The organism is Streptomyces sp. CA-181903 (genome assembly GCF_050937075.1).
Lineage (GTDB): Bacteria > Actinomycetota > Actinomycetes > Streptomycetales > Streptomycetaceae > Streptomyces.
This window is the reverse complement of sequence record NZ_JBNJLY010000001.1, coordinates 1,067,901-1,088,360: the sequence shown is the minus strand read 5'-3', so window position 1 is coordinate 1,088,360 and position 20,460 is coordinate 1,067,901. Positions and strand designations below refer to the sequence as shown.

Here is a 20,460-nt window from a genome sequence, read left to right as displayed (position 1 = left end):
TCGGCCCCGGCCACAGCAAGCACTTCCCGTCGGCGGTCCGGGGTAATCACCCCGGCCGGGGGGACACGGGCGCGGGCCTGTGGCGTTCGTCACGCGTCCCGCGCGCCCGTGGGGGGCGCCGACTGTGCCGGGCGCCGTGCGACGCAGTAGGTTGGCCGGTGTGGAGGAGCTCGACAAAGAGATCGTGGAACTGCTCGTCAAGGACGGGCGGATGAGCTACACCGACCTGGGCAAGGCCACCGGCCTGTCCACCTCGGCGGTGCACCAGCGCGTGCGCCGGCTCGAACAGCGCGGGGTCATCCGCGGATACGCCGCGGTGGTCGACCCGGAGGCGGTGGGGCTGCCGCTGACCGCCTTCATCTCGGTGAAGCCGTTCGACCCGAGCGCCCCGGACGACATCGCGGACCGGCTGGCGGAGATCCCCGAGATCGAGGCGTGCCACAGTGTCGCGGGGGACGAGAACTACATCCTGAAGGTGCGGGTCGCCACGCCGCTGGAGCTGGAGCATCTGCTCGCGCGGATCCGGTCGTTGGCGGGGGTGTCGACGCGGACGACGATCGTCCTGTCGACGCCGTACGAGGCGCGGCCGCCGCGGGTGGGGTGAGCCCCGGGCCCTCCCCTTCGCCGATTCCTGGGGCTGCGCCCCGGGCCCCGCTGATCGCGGCTCCGCCGCTCGTCCTCAAACGCCGGACGGGCTGAGTCGCCACCCCCGCGCACCCGCCCCACCCCCGCCCACGCCACACTGTTCCCATGAGCGAGCGCCCCCGAACCACCCTCCTCCGCAACGGCGACGTGCACAGCCCCGCCGACCCCTTCGCGACCGCGATGGTCGTCGAAGGCGGCCACATCGCCTGGGTCGGCTCGGAAGGGGCCGCCGACTCCTTCGCCGACGGCGTCGACGAGGTGATCGACCTCCAGGGCTCCCTCGTCACCCCCGCGTTCACAGACGCACATGTGCACACCACCGCCACCGGCCTCGCGCTGACCGGTCTCGACCTCTCCGGCGCGGCCACGCTCGGCGAGGCGCTGGACCGGGTGCGGGCGTACGCCGCCGCCCGGCCCGGCGACCGGATCCTGCTCGGGCACGGCTGGGACGCCTCCCGCTGGCCCGAGGGGCGGCCCCCGTCCCGGGCCGAGCTCGACGCCGCCGCCGACGGCCGGCCGCTCTACCTCACCCGGGTCGACGTGCACTCCGCGGTGGTCACCACCGCCCTCCTCGACCTGGTCCCCAACGCCCGCGACCTGCCCGGCTTCACCCCGGACGGGCCCCTGACCGACGACGCCCACCACGCCGTCCGCGCCACCGCGCACGCCGCCGTCACCCCGGCCCAGCGCACCGAGGCGCAGCGCGCCGCGCTGGCCCGCGCGGTCTCGCTGGGCATCGGCTCGGTGCACGAGTGCGCCGGGCCGATGATCTCCGGCGAGGACGACCTGACCGGGCTGCTGCGGCTGGCCGCCGAGGAGCCGGGCCCCCGCGTCGTCGGCTACTGGGCCGAGGCGTTCACTTCCGCGAACCAGTTGGCGAAGGTCAGGGAGCTGGGCGCGCACGGAGCGGCCGGCGACCTCTTCGTGGACGGGTCGCTCGGCTCCCACACGGCCTGCCTGCACGAGCCGTACGCGGACGGCCGAGGCACCGGCACCGCGCACCTCGACGCCGACACCGTCGCCGCGCACGTCGCCGCCTGCACCGAGGCCGGCGTCCAGGCCGGTTTCCACGCCATCGGCGACGCCGCGCTCACCGCCGTCGTCACCGGCGTCCGGGCGGCGGCCGAGAAGGTCGGCCTGGACCGCGTCCGCGCCGCCCGGCACCGGGTCGAGCACGCCGAGATGCTCACCCCCGAGCACATCGCCGCCTTCGCGGAGTTCGCGCTCACGGCCTCCGTCCAGCCCGCCTTCGACGCCGCCTGGGGCGGCGACGAGGGCATGTACGCCGCGCGGCTCGGCCGGGAGCGCGCCCGCACCCTCAACCCGTACGCGGCGATGCTGCGCGCCGGCGTCCCGCTGGCGCTCGGTTCGGACAGCCCCGTCACCCCGCTCGACCCCTGGGGGACGATCCGGGCCGCCGCCTTCCACCACACCCCCGAGCACCGGATCTCGGTGCGCGCGGCCTTCACCGCGCACACCCGCGGCGGCTGGCGGGCCATCGGCCGGGACGACGCGGGCGTGCTGGTCCCGGGCGCGCCCGCCGACTACGCGGTGTGGGAGGCCGGCGACCTGGTGGTGCAGGTGCCGGACGCCCGGGTCGCCAACTGGTCCACCGATCCCCGCTCGGGCACCCCGGGCCTGCCGGAGCTGGTCCCCGGCGGTCAACTGCCCCGCTGCGTCCGCACGGTGGTCGCCGGACGGACCGTGTACGCCGGCTGAGCGGGACGGGCCGGGTACGCCGCCCGAACGCGGCCGAACGGGTGACGTCCGCCCGGCGCGTACCGCCGAACGACGTGCGGTCGGCCTGTCGCGCTGTGTCACGCCCTCCGCACTGACCTGCTGATTTGGCACAACGACGCAGGTCAAGCGGCTGTTGACAGGGTGCGGTCCGGGGCGGGTAGGTTCGGCCGGGTCCACCACAGGACGCCCGACCGGAGAACTCCACGCAGTCGTCGAACGCCGCTGGGCCATGGGGTGGCGCGCCGCACGGGCGCGCCGCCACTGGGAGCCAGGTCCAGCGCACGGGGGCGGGGGACGTTCCGCCGGGTCGGCAGGTGTGACCCGGGTGGGGCCCGGACGTTCAGTAGACAACGGTTCCAGGGCGACCCGCAGCCAGCGGTTCCCCGGCCGGCCCGAAGGACACCGAGCCCCACCCGCCGTCCCCGCCCGCCCGCCGTATCGTTGGCCGGGCCTTTCGCCTCTCGGCCTCCGCGCCGCTTTCCCGCACCCTGGACACGGACCCTGCCCACAGCGAGGTACGGTCACGTGACCCTTGAACGAGCTGCAGGAAGGCGCGACCGTGCCCTCGGGTTCCGACACCACCGCCGAGACCGCCGGCGACCCGGCCGAGAGCCGGCCGGACGCCGGTCCGGCGCCCGCCGCGCCCCGCCCCGGCCGGCGCGTCCGGCTGGCCGCGCTGGCCCGCCGCGAGGCCGCCCGCACCGGCCTGGCCGCCGCGACCGGCGTGGCGCTGGCCTTCGCCTTCCCGCCGTACGACGTGTGGCCGCTGTCCGTCCTCGGGGTCGCCGCGCTCGCCCTGATGACCCACGGCAGGACCGGCCGCCAGGGCGCGTGGACGGGCTTCGTCCTCGCCCTGCCGTTCTTCGTCCTGCTGCTGCGCTGGCTGGACGTCGTCGGGTACGACGCCGTCGTCGGCCTGTCCGTGGCGGAGGCGCTGTTCGTCGCCGCGCTCGGCGCGGGGCTCGCCCGGACCTCCCGGCTGCGCGGGTGGCCGGTGTGGGGGGCCTGCCTGTGGGTGGCCGAGGAATGGGCGCGCGACCGGGTGCCGTTCGGCGGCTTCCCCTGGGGCCGGCTGGCCTTCGCCAACACCCACTCGCCGTTCACCCCGCTCGCCGCGCTGGGCGGCGCGCCGCTGGTGGGCTTCGCGGTGGCCCTCGCCGGCGGCCTGCTCGCGTTCGCCGGGCTCACCGTGTGGCGGCGGCGCGGCGTCGGCGGCCCGCTCGCGGTGAAGGCGCTGCTGCCGGCGGTGGAGGCGGCGGCGCTGGCGGTCGCCGTGATCCTGGCCGGGTACGCGGTGCCGGTCCCGACCAAGGCCGACGACACGGTGGACATCGCCGTCGTCCAGGGCGACGTGCAGAAGCCCGGCATGGACTTCCTCGGCCGCCCGATGCTGATCCTCAACAACCACGTCAACGCCACCCTGCAGCTGGCGAAGGACGTGAAGGAGGGGCGGGCGAAGAAGCCCGACCTCGTCATCTGGCCGGAGAACTCGTCCGACCTCGACCCGTTCCAGGTCAAGGAGGCGTACGACCGCATCGACCAGGCGGTCAAGGCCATCGGGGTGCCGGTGCTCGTCGGCGCGCTGGTCGACCACCCCACCAAGCCGGGCTACGTCTTCAACGAGGGCATCGTCTGGGACCCGAAGACCGGTCCCGGCGCCTCGTACACCAAGCAGCACCCGGTGCCGTTCGGCGAGTACGTGCCGTTCCGCGAGCAGCTCAGCAAGGTCATCACGCGGCTGCAGCGGGTGCCCCGTGACTTCTATCCGGGCGACCACACCGGGGTGATGGAGGTCGGCCCGGCCCGGCTCGGCGACGTCATCTGCTTCGAGATCGCCTACGACGAGATCGTCCGGAAGACCGTGAACGCCGGGGCCCGCGCACTGGTGGTGCAGACCAACAACGCCACCTTCGGCCACTCCGACCAGCCCGAGCAGCAGCTCGCCATGAGCCGGCTGCGCGCCGTCGAGCACGGCCGGGCCGTGGTGACCGCGGCCACCAGCGGCATCAGCGCGGTCGTCGGCCCGGACGGCTCGGTGCTGCGCCGCGCGCCCGAGTTCACCCGCGAGGTCATCACCACGTCGATCCCGCTCCGGGACGGCGAAACGCTCGCGGACCGTGCGGGTGCGGCGCCCGAATGGACGCTCGCTATGGTGGGGCTTCTCTCCTGGGCGGCCGCGTTGCTGATCGGTCGTCGGGGACGAGTGGTGGAGTCCCCGGACAAGTCGGACAAGAAGGGCCAGCAGTGAACGACGGCGGTCAGCGGAGATACGGTCCGCTCGGCACGACCTTGGTGATCATCCCGACCTTCAACGAGGCGGAGAACATCAAGCCCATCGTCGGCCGGGTGCGGGCCGCCGTCCCGGAGGCGCACGTGCTCGTCGCCGACGACAACAGCCCGGACGGCACCGGCAAGCTCGCGGACGAGCTGGCCGAGGACGACGACCACGTCCACGTCCTGCACCGCGAGGGCAAGGAGGGGCTGGGCGCCGCCTACCTCGCGGGCTTCCGCTGGGGCCTGGACCAGGGCTACGGCGTCCTGGTGGAGATGGACGCGGACGGCTCCCACCAGCCCGAGGAGCTGCCCCGGCTGCTCACCGCCCTCAAGAACGCCGACCTGGCCCTCGGCTCCCGCTGGGTCCCCGGCGGCCGCGTCGTGAACTGGCCCAAGTCCCGCGAGTTCCTCTCCCGCGGCGGCTCCACCTACTCCCGGCTGATGCTCGACGTCCGCCTGCGCGACATCACCGGCGGCTACCGCGCCTTCCGGCGCGAGACGCTGGAGGGGCTGGGGATGGAAGAGGTGGCCTCCCAGGGCTACTGCTTCCAGGTCGACCTGGCGTGGCGGGCGGTGAAGGCGGGCTTCCACGTGGTGGAGGTGCCCATCACGTTCGTGGAGCGGGAGCGGGGCGACTCCAAGATGAGTCGCGACATCGTGGCCGAGGCGTTGTGGCGGGTGACGTCGTGGGGCGTCGGGTCGCGGGTGGGCAAGGCGCTCGGGCGGTAGCCGCCTGCGGCGGGCTGTGCCCCGGTCCCGCCCCTTCGCCGATTCCTGGGGCCGGCGCCCCAGACCCCGCTTTTCGCGGCTTCGCCGCTCGTCCTCAAACGCCGGACGGGCTGGATAGTGCGCCCGGGCGCGATCTTCAGCCCGTCCGGCGTTTGAGGACAACCGCGCGGAGCGCGGTTTCAGGGCTGCGGGGGCGCAGCCCCTGCGAGAAACGGTGAAGTGGGGGTCCCCCCTCTGGGGGCGGGACCGGGGCACCCCCACCACCCAGGCACACTGGATGCATGACGCGCAAACTCCTCCCCCTCGCCATCGCCGCCTGGGCCGTCCTGGAGATCTGGCTCCTGATCCTGGTCGCGGACGCCGCCGGCGGCCTCGCCGTCTTCGCGCTGCTCGCCGGAGGAGTCGTCCTCGGCTCGTACGTCATCAAACGGGCCGGCCGCCGCGCCTGGCAGCGGCTGACGCGGTCGATGCAGGCCGCGGGCGCGCAGGGGGCCGCGCCGGAGGCGGAAGGCGGGGGCAACGGCCTCACCATGCTCGGGGGCCTGCTGCTGATGGTGCCGGGTCTGCTCTCGGACGCGGCCGGGCTGCTGTGCCTGTTCCCGCCCACCCGGGCGCTGATCCGGAAGACGGCCGCCCGCCGGATCGAGCGCGCCGCGGGCGCGGCGAGCCCGCTGGGCGACGCCATGCGGCAGGCGCGGATGCACCAGCCCGACGGCAAGGTCGTCCAGGGCGAGGTCATACGGGAGGACCAGCCGTCGGCTCATCGCGCGGACGACCCGCAGCTGCCGCGCTGAACGGAGCGCGGGCGCACAAGGGCCCGGCCACCGCGAGGAAGCGGTGGCCGGGCCCTTGTGGTGCGCGGTGCGGCCGGTCAGGCCGACTTGCGGGTGTCCCGCGGATGCACGGCGATGTTCATGGCGCCGGAGCGCAGGACCGCCAGCCTCTCGGCCAGCACCTCCTCCAGCTCCTCACGGGTGCGTCGCTCCATGAGCATGTCCCAGTGCGTGCGTGCGGGCTTGCCCTTCTTCTCCTCGGGTCCGTCGCCGTCCACCAGGAGTGCCACGGCGCCGCAGGCCTTACACTCCCACTCCGGCGGAATCTCCGCCTCTACTGAGAACGGCATCTCGAATCGATGGCCGTTCGGGCATGCGTACTCCACCGCCTGGCGCGGGGCCAGATCGATGCCGCGGTCGGTCTCGTAGCTGGTCACCACAAGTCGCGTGCCGCGAAGAGCTCGCTCACTCATGAATTCGTGCCTCCCGGGCTTGTCGCCCACAGGACAGGTGTCGCTGTCGTCGTCATCCGGTCAACGTCCGGTCGGCGGTGAAGATTCCCGTTGAGGGACATGCGTCGCCCGTCGTGCCGCCCCTTGTTGTACCCACCAGCGCCCGGTTTGTCACATCTGACAACAGATGTCACTCAGTGTTCCCGACACTTGAGCGCGCAGTAACGGTTCATCCGGTGGGTCAAAGGCGTACACTACCGGCTCGCGGCTTTCCGTGGCGCACCGGGCCCGGCGCGGGCCGGACGGTCACCTTCCGGAAGGTCGGGCCCCGGCCGTCCCGACGACCGCCGGAGCGGCCTCCCCGCCCGCCACCGGACGTTCCGCCGGCGCGCTGCGGGTCGGCTCGAAGAGGCGCAGGAAGAACTGGGCGAGCGGGCCGATCGTCACCGCGAACAGTACCGTCCCGGCGCCTACCGAACCGCCGAGCGCGAAGCCCGTCGCCAGTACCGCCACCTCGATGCAGGTGCGCACCAGCCGCACCGAGCGGCCCGTCCTGCGGTGCAGGCCGGTCATCAGCCCGTCGCGCGGTCCCGCGCCGAAGCGGGCCGATATGTACAGCCCGGTGGCCGCACCGCACAGCACCACGGCGAAGACCAGCAGCGGGATCCGCGTCCAGTACGAGTGCTGCGCGGGGACCAGTCCCAGCGTCGCGTCCAGTGCCAGGCCGATCGTCAGCACGTTGGACACCGTGCCCAGCCCCGGGCGCTGCCGCAGCGGGATCCACAGCAGCAACACCAGCGCGCCGATGAGGATCGACGCCGTGCCGATCGAGATGCCGGCGTGCCGGGCGACGCCCTGGTTGAGCACGTCCCAGGGTGGCAGGCCGAATCCGGCCCGCAGTTGCAGGCCCGCGCTCGCCCCGTACAGCGCCAGGCCCGCGTAGAGCCGGACGAGGCGCCCGGCGACGGCCGTCGCCCTGGTCCGTGTCGCCGTGACCGCTGTCGGTGTGGCCGGTGTCGTCGTGTCCGGTGCTGGTGTGGCCGGTGTCGGTGTGGCCGGTGTCGGTGTGGGCACAGCCCCTCCCCAAAAGTCGTGGCCGTGCCCCGGTGGTGGTGCGGTTGGCCTGTCGCATGGCAGTCTGTGGACTGTAAGCGATGAAGATCCATGGCCAATTCCTGAAAGGTGGACCGCAAACGTGAGTCAGTGGACCGCCTCGGTGGGGGCGCAGCAGCTCGCGCGTCTCCTGGACGCCCAGGGCGGCGGCGCGGAGGCCCGCGGCGGCGTGACGCCCCTCAACGGCCGCCGCACGCCCGCCTACCGCTCGCTCGCCGACCGCGTCCGGCTGCTCGTCCTGGAGGGCCGCGTCCCGGTGGCCGCCCGGCTGCCCGCCGAGCGCGAGCTCGCCACGGCCCTCTCCGTCAGCCGGACCACCGTCGCCGCGGCCTACGAGGCGCTGCGCGGCGAGGGGTTCCTCGAATCCCGGCGCGGGGCCGGCAGCTGGACCGCCGTGCCCGCCGGCAGCCCGCTGCCCACCCGGGCGCTGGACCCGCTGCCGCCCGAGACCGCCGGCTCGATGATCGACCTCGGCTGCGCCGCGCTGACCGCGCCCGAACCCTGGCTGACCCGGGCGTTCCAGGGAGCGCTGGAGGAACTGCCGCCCTACGCGCACACCCACGGCGACTACCCGGCCGGGCTCCCCGCCCTGCGGCAGGCCCTCGCCGACCGCTACACCGCGCGCGGCATACCCACCATGCCCGAGCAGATCATGGTGACCACCGGGGCCATGGGCGCCGTCGCCGCCATCGGCCGGCTGCTGGCCGGGCGCGGCGAGCGGGTGGCCGTCGAGTCACCGTCGTACGCCAATGTCCTTCAGCTGCTGCGTGAGGCCGGTGCCCGGCTCGTACCCGTCGGCATGGCCGACCGGCTCGGCGGCTGGGACCTGCCCGCCTGGCGCCAGGTCCTGCGGGACGCCGCCCCCGGCTGGCCTACGTGATCGCCGACTTCCACAACCCCACCGGCGCCCTCGCCCCCGAGGCCCAGCGGCGCGAACTCGTCGAGGCGGCGCGGTCCGCCGGCACCGTACTGGTCGCCGACGAGACCATGACCGACCTCGCCCTGGAACCCGGGCTGGCCATGCCCCGCCCCGTCTGCGCCTTCGACCCGGCCGGCAGCACGGTGGTCACCGTGGGCTCCGCCAGCAAGTCGTTCTGGGCCGGGCTGCGGATCGGCTGGGTACGCGCCGCCCCCGAGGTGATCCGCAGCCTGGTCGCCGCCCGCGCCTATGCCGACCTGGGGACGCCCGTGCTGGAACAGCTCGCCGTCACCCGGCTGCTGGAGACCGGCGGTTGGGAGGAGGCCGTCGCCGTACGCCGCGCCGAAGTGCTCGACAGCCGGGACGCGGTCGTCGCGGCCCTCGAAGCGCGGCTGCCCGACTGGGAGTTCACCGTCCCGAAGGGCGGCCTCACCCTCTGGGTACGCACCGGCGGACTGTCCGGCTCGCGGATCGCCCAGGTCGGCGAACGGCTGGGGGTACGCGTGCCGTCCGGTCCGCGGTTCGGCGTGGACGGCGCCTTCGAAGGGTACGTACGGCTGCCGTTCACCGTCACCGGGCCGGTCGCCGACGAGGCGGTGACCCGGCTCGCCGAGGCCGCCCGCCTGGTGGCCAGCGGCGCCCTCGTGGCGGCCGACGCGCCGCGCACGTTCGTGGCCTGAGAGGTCGGTGGGGCCGGCGGGGTCGGCAGGGACGGCGGGGTTCATGGGGAAGTGGCCCTGGGCGCCTGCCCGGTAAGGGTCGGGACCGCTGACCGGATAGACGTGCGCCGGCGCGTAGTCGGCGGGGCTCGCGTGACGGCCGGTGCTCGCGCGGGCCGAGGGGCTTGCGGCGTGGTGGGCGGTGCCGCCGACCGGGCCCGCGGCCTCCTGCCGGTGACCGGCCCGCCGGGAGCCTCCGTGGAGCGAGGGGTCCACGGGGAAGTGGCCCGAGCGGTCCGCCTGCGGCCGGCCAGGGACGTCCTGCCGGTGGCCGGTGTCCCACCCGCCGTCGTGCCCCGCACCGGCCGGCGGGAAGCCGGCGGAGGCGTCCGCCGGGAAACCGCCTGGAACGTCCGTCGGGAAGCCGTTTGGATCGTCCGCCGGGAAACCGCCCGAACCGGCCGCCGGAAAGCCGCCTGGACCGGCCGCCGGAAAACCGCCAGGAACGTCCGCCGGGTGGCGCCCGGAGGCATGCGTCGGCGCGTGGCCGATGCCGTCCGCCGGGCGGTGACCGGTGGGGCCCGCGTGGCCGTCGGCGCGCCGGGCGCCGTGGCGGCCCGTGGAGTTCGCGACGTAGTGGCCGGAGCCGTCCGCCGGCAGCGCGTCCGAGGCGTACGCCGGCGGATGGCCGGCGTGCTGGGCGCCCTCTGGTAGCGAGGGGTCCATCGCGTAGTGGCCCGAGTCGGCGGCCGGGTAGCGTCCGGACGCGTCCGGCGGCGCGTGGCGGGCACCGTTCGCGGGCGCACGGCCCCAGCCGTCCGGGCCGGCTGCCGTACCGTCCGCCGACGGATAGGCCCCGCTGTGCGGGGGCGCTGCCGGGCCGGGCGTCGGGTCGCCGGTGAAGCGTGGGTCTTCGGGGCCCTGGCCGCCCACCGGGTGGTACCCCGCCGCCTCCGGTGGCACGCCGCCGGTCGCGGGGGCGCGGTCCCGGCCGTCCGGCGGCGGGTGGAACCCGCTCCGCGAGGGCGCTCCCGGGCCGGGCGCCGGGTCGTCGGTGAACCGCGCGCCCGGCGCGGAGGCCGCGACGGAGGTGAATACCTGGCCCCGGCCGTGCGGGCGGGCCGCCGTGCCGTCCGCCGGCGGGTAGGCCGAGGTCTGCGGGGGTGCTTCCCCGCCGGGGCTGCCCGCGAACCGTGGGCCTTCCGGATCCGGGCCGTTCGCCGGGTGACGTCCCGACGCGTCCGAGGGCGCGGGTGCGGTGTCGTGCGCGGGGGCCTGATCCCAGGCGCCCGGGCGCGCCCCGCCGCCGTCCGCCGGCGGATGGCCCGGCAACCCGCCCGCGCCGACGGCCGGGGCTGCGGCGGCCGAGGCGCCTCCGGCACCGTCGGCGCAGGGCTCCGGCGGCCGGGGGGACAGGTGGGCCGCCGGGGCGGTGAGCTGTTCGGTCGGGGGCCAGGGCGGGAGGAGGTCCGCGACGGCGCGGCGGTGCGGTTCGGGGGCGCCCTCGTCGTACGGGTCGGGGGTGGCCGGGACCTGGAGGCGGTGGACCGGGCCGGTGCCCAGGCGGGCGTAACCCCGGCCGGGGGGCACCTCGTTGACGGGCGTGGTCTGCGGCAGTTCGCCGAGCGTGCCGCGCACCTGGCCGGCGGGGACCGGGCCCAGGACCACCCGGGCCCGGGTGTGGGCGAGCACCGCCTCGGTGAGCAGCCGTTCGCTCTCCAGCTGCTCGCCGAGCGCGACGGTCACGTTCGCGGCCCGGCCGTGCCGCAGCGGCACCTGGAGCAGTTCCTGTGGGTCGGGGCGGCCCTCGCCGGCGGCGAGGGCGCTCAGCGCGACGGGGCGGTCGACGACGATCCACAGCGGGCGGCGGACGTCCTCCGGCGCCGGACGCCCTTGCTGTCGCGCCGTGTTGGTGGCCACCAGCCGCCGCTGGGTCTCCTGCGCGGCCCACTCCAGGGCGGCCGTCGCGCCGGGCGGCGCGGACTCGACGGCCAGGACGCCTTCCCGGCCGGCCAGGCACGCGTACTCGCCCGCCCCGCCGCCGTCCACGATCACCACGTCCCCGTGGTGCAGGGCCTGCAGCAGCACCGAGCGGAGCAGCGTGGTGACGCCGCTCGCGGGCCGGCCGAGGGCCAGCAGGTGGGGTTCGGAGGACCGCTGGCCGGTGCGCCAGATGACCGGCGGGACGTCGCACGTCCGGCCACCGTCGGTCACCGGCAGCGTCCGCTGGACGGCCTCCGGGTCGGTGAAGCCCAGCAGGACCTCGCCGGGGGCGGTCACGAAGCGCTGGGCCCGGATGCCGGCCGGGAGGGCGGGCAGCACGGACAGGTCGAGGGCGCCCTCCTCCTCGTCCCAGACGAAGCGGTACTCCCGGCCCCGGCCCGCCTTGGTCTGCAGCAGGTGCTCGATCCGGGCGCGGGCCTCGCTCTCCCCGTCGGTGAAGTACGCCGGGTAGCGCAGCCGCAGGGCGACCAGCCGGCCCTCGTCGTCGAAGGCGGGGTCGTCGAACGCCTGCCGCCAGGCGCCGCCGTGGGAGTAGAGCGGCGTCGGGTCCAGGGGCGAGGAGAAGTACGGGACGAGGGCCTCGTACAGGGCCTGGAGGCGGCCCTCCACCGGGTCCTGGCGGCCCGTCGGGGCGGCGGCGCGGTCCCGGCCGCGCCACGCGCCGGCGGCCAGCAGCGCGGCGGCGGCCAGCGGGGGCCCGTAGGGGATGAGGGCGACGATGAGCATGCAGGAGGCGGCCAGCAGCAGCGCGGCGCCGCGCCGGTCCCGGGGGTGCGGGCCCAGCCGCGCCGCCCGGCCGCCGCCAGCGAGCGCAGGCCGCGGCCGATGGTGATGACCGGGTGCAGCACGTCGCGGGCGCTGTCGGTGACGCTGTGGGCGAGCTCCCGGCCGGGGGTGAGCGGGGCTCGGTCGGTCAGGGTGCGGGGGACTCCGCGCCGGCCCATGGCGGCCTCCTGACGTCGGGGCGGGGTGGGACTTCGGGGTGGACGGGCGCCGCGCGCGGCGGGACGGACCGGTACCGCGCGCGGCGGGCGGTCAGAACCGCAGTCCGCCCAGCAGCCCGGCGAGGCTGGCGCCGCCCGCCTTGATGCTGGGGGCGATGGCGGTGCCGGCGAGGTAGAAGCCGAACAGGGCGCAGACGAGGGCGTGGCTGGCCTTGAGGCCGTCCTTGCGGAAGAACAGGAACACGACGATGCCCAGCAGCACGACGCCGGAGATGGAGAGGATCATGGGTGGTCTCCTGTTGGTGTGGGGCGGTCACCATGAGTCCTCCCAGCGTCACAGCAAGCAGGGATCCGGACATCCGGGAAGAGGCACACGAGTGACGCATCCGGGGAGAGGCGCACGAGTGACGCGCGGCCGGTTCACCCGCTCGGCCGCGACCGTGCCGTCCGGCGTTCGGGCCGGGCGGGGCGTACGTAGGGTGGGACCTGGGAAAGATCGGGAACCGGGCCGCGCACCGCGGACCCGACCCGCGCCGGGCCCGTGAGCGGCCCGGACCGACCGGCCCCGCCGTGGGGCCCCGACCCCGAGGACCGCCGACCATGCCCGAGCCGACGCCCGGCGCCGAGCCCACCCCGCCTTCCCCCGGCCCCGCGGAACCCGCGCACGACCCCGAGGTGCTCCAGCTCGCGGCCAAGGTCTTCGACCTGGCCCGGCACGGGGACACCGACACCCTCGCCGCCTACGTGGACGCCGGGGTGCCGCCGAACCTGACCAACGACCGGGGCGACACCCTCGTGATGCTCGCCGCCTACCACGGGCACCCCCGGACCGTCGCCGCCCTGCTGGACCGGGGCGCCGACCCGAACCGGGCCAACGACCGCGGGCAGACCCCGCTGGCCGGTGCCGTCTTCAAGTCCGAGGACGAGGTGGTCCGGCTGCTCGTCGCGCACGGCGCCGACCCGGCCGCCGGGGTGCCGTCGGCGGTCGAGACGGCTGGCATGTTCGGCCGGCAGGACCTGCTGGAGCTGTTCCGGGGCGCGTAGCGGTGCGCGGATCGCGCGGGGGAGCGCGGGCCGTGCGGCGGAGAGCGTGTAAGAGGCACACAACGCGCGCGGGCCCGCGGAGCAGCAGGTTTTACGTGTGACGACCGGGCAAGACGCATCCGCGTGAGCCATAAGCGAATAAACAGCGCCAAAGTGCGTACCCATACCGGAAGGGACCAACGGGACCACGTGTCCCGCCAGACTCTCCGACAGGTGATCATGGGCGCCGAGCGCAGACGAACCCCGAACACCGTGCGGGGTGCCCCCGCACGGGGTGGCACCTCGTCCACGGACCGCCTGCTCCGCACGCTGCTGCGGCGGAACAAGTCGTCCCTGAGCATCGAGGAGGTCACGGTCGCGGACCGCCCGGAGGTCCGCCGTGCCGTGTCCGCCGCGGCGCTCGGCAACATGATGGAGTGGTTCGACTTCGGCGTGTACGCCTATGTGGCGGCCACCCTCGGCAAGGTCTTCTTCCCCTCCAGCTCCCCGGGCGCCCAGGTCATCTCGGCCTTCGCCACCTTCGCCGCCGCCTTCCTCGTTCGCCCGCTGGGCGGGCTGGTGTTCGGGCCGCTCGGCGACCGCGTCGGACGGCAGCGCGTCCTCGCCGCCACGATGATCATGATGGCGGTCAGCACCTTCGCCGTCGGCCTGCTCCCCACCTACGGGACGATCGGCGTCGCCGCGCCCGTCCTGCTGCTGCTCTGCCGCCTGGTGCAGGGCTTCTCGACCGGCGGCGAGTACGCCGGAGCCACCACCTACATCGCCGAGTACGCCCCCGACAAGCGCCGCGGCTTCCTGGGCAGCTGGCTCGACTTCGGCACCTTCGTCGGCTACGCGCTCGGCTCGGGCCTGGTCACCGTGCTCACCGCCGTCCTCGGCGACGACGGGATGACGGACTGGGGCTGGCGGCTGCCCTTCCTGCTCGCCGGCCCGCTCGGGCTGATCGGCCTGTACATGCGGATGAAGCTGGAGGAGACCCCCGCCTTCCGCGCGGCGGCCGAGGCCGGCGTCGCCCCCGCCGCCCCGGACGCGGAGGCGGTGGCCGAGGGCACCGAGGAGGCCCGCCAGTCCGGCCACGGCCGGCTGCGCGAGATCTTCACCAAGCACTGGCACGCTGTGCTGATCTGCATGGGCCTGGTGATCGTCTACAACGTCACCAACTACCTGGTGACCTCCTACCTGCCCACCTACATGACCGAGACGCTCGGCAAGGATCCCACCACGGCCCAGCTGCTGATCCTCGGCACCATGATCGTGGTGGCGCTCACCATCACCACCGTGGGCCGCTCCTCCGACCAGTGGGGGCGCCGGCCGATGTTCATGGTCGGCAGCGCCGCGATGATCGCCCTGGCGATCCCGGCGATCCTCCTGATCCGGGCCGGGGGCACGCTGCTGCCGGCGCTCGGCTGCCTGATGCTCGGGCTGCTGCTCGTCGTCTTCGCCGGCACCGCCGCCTCCACGCTTCCCGCCCTCTTCCCCACCCGGATGCGCTACGGCGCGCTCTCGGTCTCCTTCAACATCTCCGTCTCCCTCTTCGGCGGCACCACCCCGCTGGTGGTCTCCGCGCTGCTGGAGCAGACGGGGGACCGGATGATCCCCGCCTACTACCTGATGGGCGCGGGCGCCGTCGGCTTCGTCTCCGCCTTCTTCCTGCACGAGACGGCGGGCAAGCCGCTGCGCGGCTCCGGCCCGATGGTGGAGTCCCCGGAACAGGCCCGCCGCCTGGTCGCCCGCAGCCGCACCGAGGCCGGCCGCCGGGCCAGGGACGTCTGGCTCCACCTGCGCCATCCGGGACGGGCGCACGAGGAGTCCGGGCCGCCCGACGGCCCGGGGGACGACCGCTCGTAAACCACCCGGCACCGCACCACACGGCCGCGCCGCCCTCCCGGGGAACCGGGGACGGGCGGCGCGGCCGTGTCGTGCGGCTCAGGCGGTCTTCTCGCCCGAGCCGTCCGGCACCCGCAGCCGCTGGGTGAGCCGGCGGGCCTCCGCCAGCAGGGAGCCGATCAGCTCGATGGCCTCGGGGTCGGTCGACGCCTGCCCGGCCAGCCGGGCGCGCAGCGTCCCGTGCGCCTCCTCCACCCCGCGCAGCTCCCGCAGCAGCTCCTCCCGGGCGGCGGCCGGGTCGTCGCCGGTGACCGTACGGCCGTACGCGCACAGGGCCCGGGCCACCCGGCGCAGGAAGTCGCCGTACGGGCGGGTGGCGTCCGGGCCGGGCAGCCGGCGCGGGTGGTGGGCGTCCGTGGCCTCGACCAGGGTGCGGGACAGCCCCTCCAGATGGTCGACGACGTGCTCCAGGGTGTGCGCCGTCTCCTCGTACGACGGCTTCGCCCGCCACAGGAGCTCGCTCCGGCGCCGGTGCGGGTTGAACCGCGCGCTCTCCTCCGCCCAGCCGATCGCGGACCGCACCCCGGCCAGCAGCCGGGGCAGCCGCCGGACGCGCTCCTGCCAGCCCACCGCCCGGCCGTGGTCACAGCCCTCGGCCACCCCCTCGGCCATCGCGTCGAGGATCGCCCGGCACTCGGTGACCACCTGGCCGATGGCGTCCCGGGCGCTGCGCAGCGAGACCGGCGGCAGGACGAACGCGTTGACCGCCACCCCCACCACCGCCCCGAGCAGCGCGGCCAGCACCCGGTCGACGGCGATGTCCACCGACCACTCGCCCCCGGCCAGGGTGAACAGCGCCGACGTGGCGCCCGCCAGCCCCTGGTCGCCGAAGTGCTGCCAGTTGCCGACCAGCAGGGCCACCGGCAGCACCACGGCCATCGCCGTCATGGTCCCGCCCAGCAGCATGCCGCCGGCGGTCGCCATGACCGTCCCGAGGGCGATGGCGGCCGTCTGCTGGGCCGCCTGCGCGAGCGACCGGTAGACCGTCGTCCGGACGAGCAGCAGCGCCACCCAGGGGGCCATCAGCGCCAGCGTGTTCTTCAGCAGCCAGGCGGCGAGGGCCCAGGCGGCCACCGCCGCCAGGGTCGCCTTGAAGGCCAGGATCACCAGTTCCCGTTCCCGGCCGGGCCCCTGCCAGGCCCGCCGCAGCGCCCGTCCCGCCGCTGAGACCTCTTCCACCGCTCTGCGCCACATCGTTCTCTCTCGCCACACCTCTTGTGTGTGCCACGTCCGGGCGGATCCATGTCCGACCGGCCGGCGGGCCGGGGCCGGGACGCCGATTTGTGAGAACGCTTTCTTACGTCCGTTCACTATCAACTCCCCATGCGCATCTCGACCTCACGTCACGTCGCCCGCGCCGTGGCGGTCGCCCTCGCGGTGACCCTCCCGTGCGTCTCCCTCGCCTCCGCCGCCGACGCGGCCCCCGCGCCCTCCCGGGCCGCGACGGCCGGCCCCCGGATCCACGGCGGCCTCGTCGACATCCCCGTACGCGGCGGCACCGCGACCGTCGACACCGCCACCCTGCGGGTGACCGCCCGCACCGCGGGCGGCGGCACCGCCGAACTCTCCGCCCCCGCCGCTGGCGCGCTCGGCGCCCCCGGCCGCGTCACCGCCGGCGCCGACGGGGCGCGCTGGGACTACCCGCGCGCCGGACTCGCCGTCACGGCCCGCGCCGACCACGGCCGGCTGCTCGTCTCGTTCCAGGCCGGCGGCACCGCCGACACCACCCTGAACTGGCCGGTCACCGGAGCCGACCGGGCCGCGTCCAGCCTCCAGCTCGCCCGCGGCGAGGGGCTGTCGCTGCCCGTCGCCGACCCCTTCTGGAACTCCCCGCGCGCCGGCCTCGTAAACGGCGAGACGGCCGTGGACTCCGGCCTCTCGCTGCCCCTGTGGGGGTACGGACTCGGGCCGGGCCGCGGCGTCGGCTACCTGGTGCCCACCGACATCGGCACCACCCTGCGCGTCACCTCCGAGGGCGGCCGGCTGCGGGCCGCCGCCGCCCACCGCTTCTCGCGCGGCGAGGGCACCACCGAGTACACCGTCGCCTTCGCCCTCACCGACGGCTCCCCGGTCGCCCCCGCCCGCGAGTACCGCGCCTGGCTCGCCGAACACGGGCAGCTCGGCAGCCTCCGCCGCAAGGCCGAGGCCCTGCCCGCCACCAGGAAGCTGCTGGGCGCCTTCCACGCCTACACCTGGGGGCAGGCCCGCACCGCCGACGGCGTCCGCGCGCTGCGCGCCCTCGGCGTGGACCGGATGTGGCTCGGCTACGACGCTGACGACACGCCGATGGACGCCAAGGCGGTCGCCGCGGCGAAGCAGGCGGGCTACCTCGTCGGCCCCTACGACTCGTTCGCCAACGGCCAGGACCCGAAGACCTCCGACGCCCCCACCTCCGTCTGGCCCGGCACCGTCCACCCCGACTTCTGCGTCCGGGGCGCCGACGGCAAGCCGGAGCCCGGCTTCCACGACCGCGGCTGCTACCTCAGCTCCGAGGCGTTCGAGAAGGCCGAGCCCGGCAAGCACTACCTCGCCGACCGCGCCCGCGCCATGACCAAGAACGGCGCCGACAGCTACTTCCTCGACGTGGACGCGGCCGGCGAGCTGTTCCGCGACCACAGCCCGGCCCACCCGATGACGAAGGCCCGCGACCGCGCCAACCGGCTGGCCCGGATGGGACGGCTGGCCGGCCGCGACCGCCTCGTCCTCGGCTCCGAGTCCGCCGGCGCCTGGGCCAACGGCGTCCTCGCCTTCGACCACGGCTCCGGCACCCCGGTGGCCGACGGCCTGTGGAAGGCCGAGCGCGACAAGGAGAAGTGGGGCGGCTACACCCCGGCCAAGGCCCCCGGGATGTTCTTCAAGCCCGCCGAACTCCCCGCCGACGTCGCCAAGGCGATGTACGACCCCGCGTACCGCGTCCCCCTGTACGAGACCGCCCTGCACGACTCGCTCGTCAACACCGAGCGCTGGGAGCTGCCCTACGACAAGCTCCCGAAGCAGAAGACGACACGGGCCCTGCTCGCCATGCTCTACAACACCCCGCTCAACTTCGTCCTCGACGGCCCGTCCATCAAGGAGCGGGGCACCGAACTCGCCGCCCTCCAGCGGTACTTCTCGCCGCTGCACAAGGCGGCGGGCACGGAGGCGATGACCGACTTCCGCACGCTCACCGGCGACCGTACGGTCCAGCGGACGGTCTTCGGCGACGGCGTCCTCACCGTGACGGCCAACTTCGGCACGACGGCGTACCAGGGGCTGCCGGGCGGCTGCGTGGACGCCAGGCTGAAGGGCGACGCGAAGCCGCGGCGGCTCTGCCCGGCGGACGTCAACCGGTAGCGGGTGCGGGTGCGGGTGGGGGTGCCGGGCGCCCGGCACCCCCACCCGTCAGCCGGGCGCCCTGCCGTCGGACAGTCGTTCTTCCCCCGTCCGGGCCGGGGGCGTCACCGAGGTCGTCACGATCCACATCATGCACACGGCGGCCGGGGCGGGTACGCGAGGGGGTGCTCAGGCCGGCGGCTCCGCGTCCGCCGCCGAACTTTCCCCGGCGGGGCGGATGCCGGCGGCCGCCGCCGACGTCAGGACCGTCTCCACCGTGTCCGCGTCCTCCGCCCGCTTGTCCTCGCGGTAGCGGACGACGCGGGCGAAGCGGAGCGTCACGCCCGCCGGGTAGCGGGTGGAGCGCTGGAGCCCGTCGTAGGCGATCTCGACGACCAGTTCGGGGCGGACCGTCACCACCCACCCGTCGTCGTGCACCGCCAGCTCTCCCAGGCGCCGCGTCTGCCACTCCAGCATCGCGTCCGTCAGGCCCTTGAACGTCTTGCCCAGCATGGCGAACGAGCCGTCCGGCCGCCGCGCGCCCAGGTGCAGGTTGGAGAGCTTTCCGGTGCGCCGGCCGCTGCCGCGCTCGGCGGCGAGCACCACCAGGTCCAGGGTGTGCACGGGTTTCACCTTCAGCCAGGAGGCGCCCCGGCGGCCCGCCGTGTACGGCGCGTCCAGCGCCTTGAGGACGACGCCCTCGTGGCCGCGCCGCAGCACCTCCGCCGCGAACTCCCGGGCCGCCGCGCGGGTTCCGGCGTCGGACGGGTCGGCGGCCACCAGCCGGCGGACCCGCAGCGGCTCGGGCACCACCCGGGCCAGCTCGGCGTGCCGGTCCGCCGTGGACAGCCCCAGCAGGTCGCGGCCGTCCACGGCGAGCGCGTCGAAGAAGACCGGTGACAGGGGCAGGCCGCCCGGCGCGGCGGACCGGGTGCCGACCCGGCCGGCGACGTCCTGGAAGGGGTGCGGCCGGCCGGCCGCGTCCAGGGCGATCACCTCGCCGTCCAGGACCGCCGACGTCACCGGCAACTCCCGGACCACGGCCGTGAGTTCGGGCAGCCGGCCGGTGATGTCGTCCAGGGTGCGGGTCCAGACGCGGACCTCGGCGCCGTCCCGGTGCACCTGGACGCGGATGCCGTCCAGCTTCTCCTCCACCGCGCACGGACCGAGCCGGTCCAGCCCGTCATCGACGTCCTTGGCCGTCTGCGCGAGCATCGGCTGCACCGGGCGCCCCACCCGGAGCCGGAACGCCTCCAGCGCCGCCGGGCCGTCCGCCAGCAGGGCGCGGGCCACGACGCCCAGCGAGCCGCCGAGCATCACCGCCCGCCGCACCGCGTCCGGCGTCGCGCCCGTCGCCGCCGCCAGGCCCTCGGCGGCCAGCGCGTCCAGGGCGCCCTGCCGCAGCTCACCGCCGATCAGCCGGAGCAGGAAGCGCTGTTCCTCCTCGGTGGCACGCGCCAGCAGCCCGTCCACCCGCCGCTTCCGTTCGGCCTGCGCCCCCTTGCCGGCCACCGCCGCGATGGCGGTGAGCGCGGCGTCCACCTCGGCGACGGTCAGGGAGGGCGTACCGGCCGGGGCGGGCGGGTTCCGCAGGGTGCTCCAGCCGATGCCGGTCCTGCGCTGCGGCAGCCGGCCCGCCAGGTACGGGACGACGAGCGGGCCCTCGTCCGGTTCCGCGTCCCGGAACAGCCCGGCCAGCAGCGCGACCTTCGCGGACCGCGCGCGGACCGCCGCCACCTCGGCGGACACCCGGGCGAGCTCGGCCAGCAGCATGCCCCCATCGTGCACCGGGACCGGCCGGGCCGCAGGCCGGGGCCGGGCGCCCCGCCGCTCCCGGGACGCGCGGTGGCGGACGGCCGTCGCGTCCGCCGGCCGGATGCCGCCCGCGCCGGGGGCCGGCGACAGCACCCGGGGCGCCGGGCCCGGGACGGACGTCCGGGCGAACGCCGTCCACGCACCCGCCGT

The 20,460-nt window shown here is 75.5% G+C and carries 12 protein-coding genes and 3 pseudogenes; 9 read left to right on the top strand and 6 right to left on the bottom strand.

The window, feature by feature from the left end:
* Positions 1-160: 160 nt before the first annotated feature.
* The 5 genes and pseudogenes from ACQEVS_RS04600 to fxsA form a co-directional block, all read left to right on the top strand.
* Positions 161-604: an Lrp/AsnC family transcriptional regulator gene (locus ACQEVS_RS04600; protein ID WP_004948875.1), complete on the top strand. Its 444-nt coding sequence runs from the start codon at positions 161-163 to the stop codon at positions 602-604.
* A 146-nt stretch (positions 605-750) separates the two neighbouring features.
* A complete protein-coding gene (locus ACQEVS_RS04595; RefSeq protein ID WP_433015550.1) occupies positions 751-2,364 on the top strand; it encodes an amidohydrolase in 1,614 nt (537 codons plus the stop codon).
* A gap of 553 nt (positions 2,365-2,917) precedes the next feature.
* On the top strand, positions 2,918-4,633 hold the full coding sequence (lnt, locus tag ACQEVS_RS04590; RefSeq protein ID WP_433015547.1) for an apolipoprotein N-acyltransferase: 1,716 nt from the start codon (positions 2,918-2,920) through the stop codon (positions 4,631-4,633).
* On the top strand, positions 4,630-5,388 hold the full coding sequence (locus ACQEVS_RS04585) for a polyprenol monophosphomannose synthase (protein WP_433015544.1): 759 nt from the start codon (positions 4,630-4,632) through the stop codon (positions 5,386-5,388). Before lnt ends, ACQEVS_RS04585 begins: the two co-directional genes overlap by 4 nt.
* Positions 5,389-5,633: 245 nt before the next feature.
* Positions 5,634-6,182 (top strand): annotated as a pseudogene (gene fxsA, locus ACQEVS_RS04580) (FxsA family membrane protein); the annotation flags it as partial.
* Positions 6,183-6,259: 77 nt separating this feature from the next.
* Here the strand turns inward: fxsA and ACQEVS_RS04575 are convergent.
* A complete protein-coding gene (locus ACQEVS_RS04575; protein WP_004948858.1) occupies positions 6,260-6,634 on the bottom strand; it encodes an RNA polymerase-binding protein RbpA in 375 nt (124 codons plus the stop codon).
* 285 nt (positions 6,635-6,919) lie between these two features.
* Entirely contained in the window at positions 6,920-7,687 is a 768-nt protein-coding gene (locus ACQEVS_RS04570) for a YczE/YyaS/YitT family protein (protein ID WP_433015540.1), read from the bottom strand.
* Between the two features lie 121 nt (positions 7,688-7,808).
* On the opposite strand from ACQEVS_RS04570, the pseudogene ACQEVS_RS04565 reads away from it, so the two are divergent.
* Positions 7,809-9,325, top strand: a pseudogene (locus ACQEVS_RS04565) (PLP-dependent aminotransferase family protein).
* A 1,344-nt stretch (positions 9,326-10,669) separates the two neighbouring features.
* Here ACQEVS_RS04565 and ACQEVS_RS04560 read toward each other — a convergent pair.
* Positions 10,670-12,252, bottom strand: a pseudogene (locus ACQEVS_RS04560) (hypothetical protein); the annotation flags it as partial.
* 91 nt (positions 12,253-12,343) lie between these two features.
* Positions 12,344-12,538 carry a hypothetical protein gene (locus ACQEVS_RS04555; protein WP_004948848.1) on the bottom strand — a complete coding sequence of 65 codons (195 nt, stop codon included), beginning with the start codon at positions 12,536-12,538 and terminating at the stop codon, positions 12,344-12,346.
* A gap of 314 nt (positions 12,539-12,852) precedes the next feature.
* On the opposite strand from ACQEVS_RS04555, the gene ACQEVS_RS04550 reads away from it, so the two are divergent.
* Together ACQEVS_RS04550 and proP are read left to right on the top strand one after the other, a co-directional pair.
* On the top strand, positions 12,853-13,296 hold the full coding sequence (locus tag ACQEVS_RS04550; protein ID WP_433015537.1) for an ankyrin repeat domain-containing protein: 444 nt from the start codon (positions 12,853-12,855) through the stop codon (positions 13,294-13,296).
* Positions 13,297-13,515: 219 nt separating this feature from the next.
* Positions 13,516-15,144 carry a glycine betaine/L-proline transporter ProP gene (gene proP, locus ACQEVS_RS04545; protein ID WP_433027266.1) on the top strand — a complete coding sequence of 543 codons (1,629 nt, stop codon included), beginning with the start codon at positions 13,516-13,518 and terminating at the stop codon, positions 15,142-15,144.
* Between the two features lie 78 nt (positions 15,145-15,222).
* Here the strand turns inward: proP and ACQEVS_RS04540 are convergent, their stop codons facing one another.
* On the bottom strand, positions 15,223-16,362 hold the full coding sequence (locus tag ACQEVS_RS04540) for an FUSC family protein (RefSeq protein WP_433015534.1): 1,140 nt from the start codon (positions 16,360-16,362) through the stop codon (positions 15,223-15,225).
* A gap of 144 nt (positions 16,363-16,506) precedes the next feature.
* Here ACQEVS_RS04540 and ACQEVS_RS04535 point away from each other — a divergent pair, with 144 nt between their 5' ends.
* Positions 16,507-18,516 (top strand): glycoside hydrolase, encoded by a 2,010-nt coding sequence (locus ACQEVS_RS04535; RefSeq protein ID WP_433015531.1) that lies wholly within the window; start codon positions 16,507-16,509, stop codon positions 18,514-18,516.
* A 168-nt stretch (positions 18,517-18,684) separates the two neighbouring features.
* On the opposite strand, the gene ACQEVS_RS04530 is transcribed toward ACQEVS_RS04535, so the two are convergent.
* Positions 18,685-20,268 carry an ATP-dependent DNA ligase gene (locus ACQEVS_RS04530; protein WP_433015528.1) on the bottom strand — a complete coding sequence of 528 codons (1,584 nt, stop codon included), beginning with the start codon at positions 20,266-20,268 and terminating at the stop codon, positions 18,685-18,687.
* Positions 20,269-20,460 lie beyond the last annotated feature (192 nt).

Coding starts and splice junctions, on each gene's coding strand:
- ACQEVS_RS04575 (WP_004948858.1), bottom strand. CDS start 6,634: ATGAGTGAGCGAGCTCTTCGCGGCACGCGACTTGTGGTGACCAGCTAC.
- ACQEVS_RS04530 (WP_433015528.1), bottom strand. CDS start 20,268: ATGCTGCTGGCCGAGCTCGCCCGGGTGTCCGCCGAGGTGGCGGCGGTC.
- ACQEVS_RS04535 (WP_433015531.1), top strand. CDS start 16,507: ATGCGCATCTCGACCTCACGTCACGTCGCCCGCGCCGTGGCGGTCGCC.
- ACQEVS_RS04595 (WP_433015550.1), top strand. CDS start 751: ATGAGCGAGCGCCCCCGAACCACCCTCCTCCGCAACGGCGACGTGCAC.
- ACQEVS_RS04555 (WP_004948848.1), bottom strand. CDS start 12,538: ATGATCCTCTCCATCTCCGGCGTCGTGCTGCTGGGCATCGTCGTGTTC.
- ACQEVS_RS04550 (WP_433015537.1), top strand. CDS start 12,853: ATGCCCGAGCCGACGCCCGGCGCCGAGCCCACCCCGCCTTCCCCCGGC.
- proP (WP_433027266.1), top strand. CDS start 13,516: ATGGGCGCCGAGCGCAGACGAACCCCGAACACCGTGCGGGGTGCCCCC.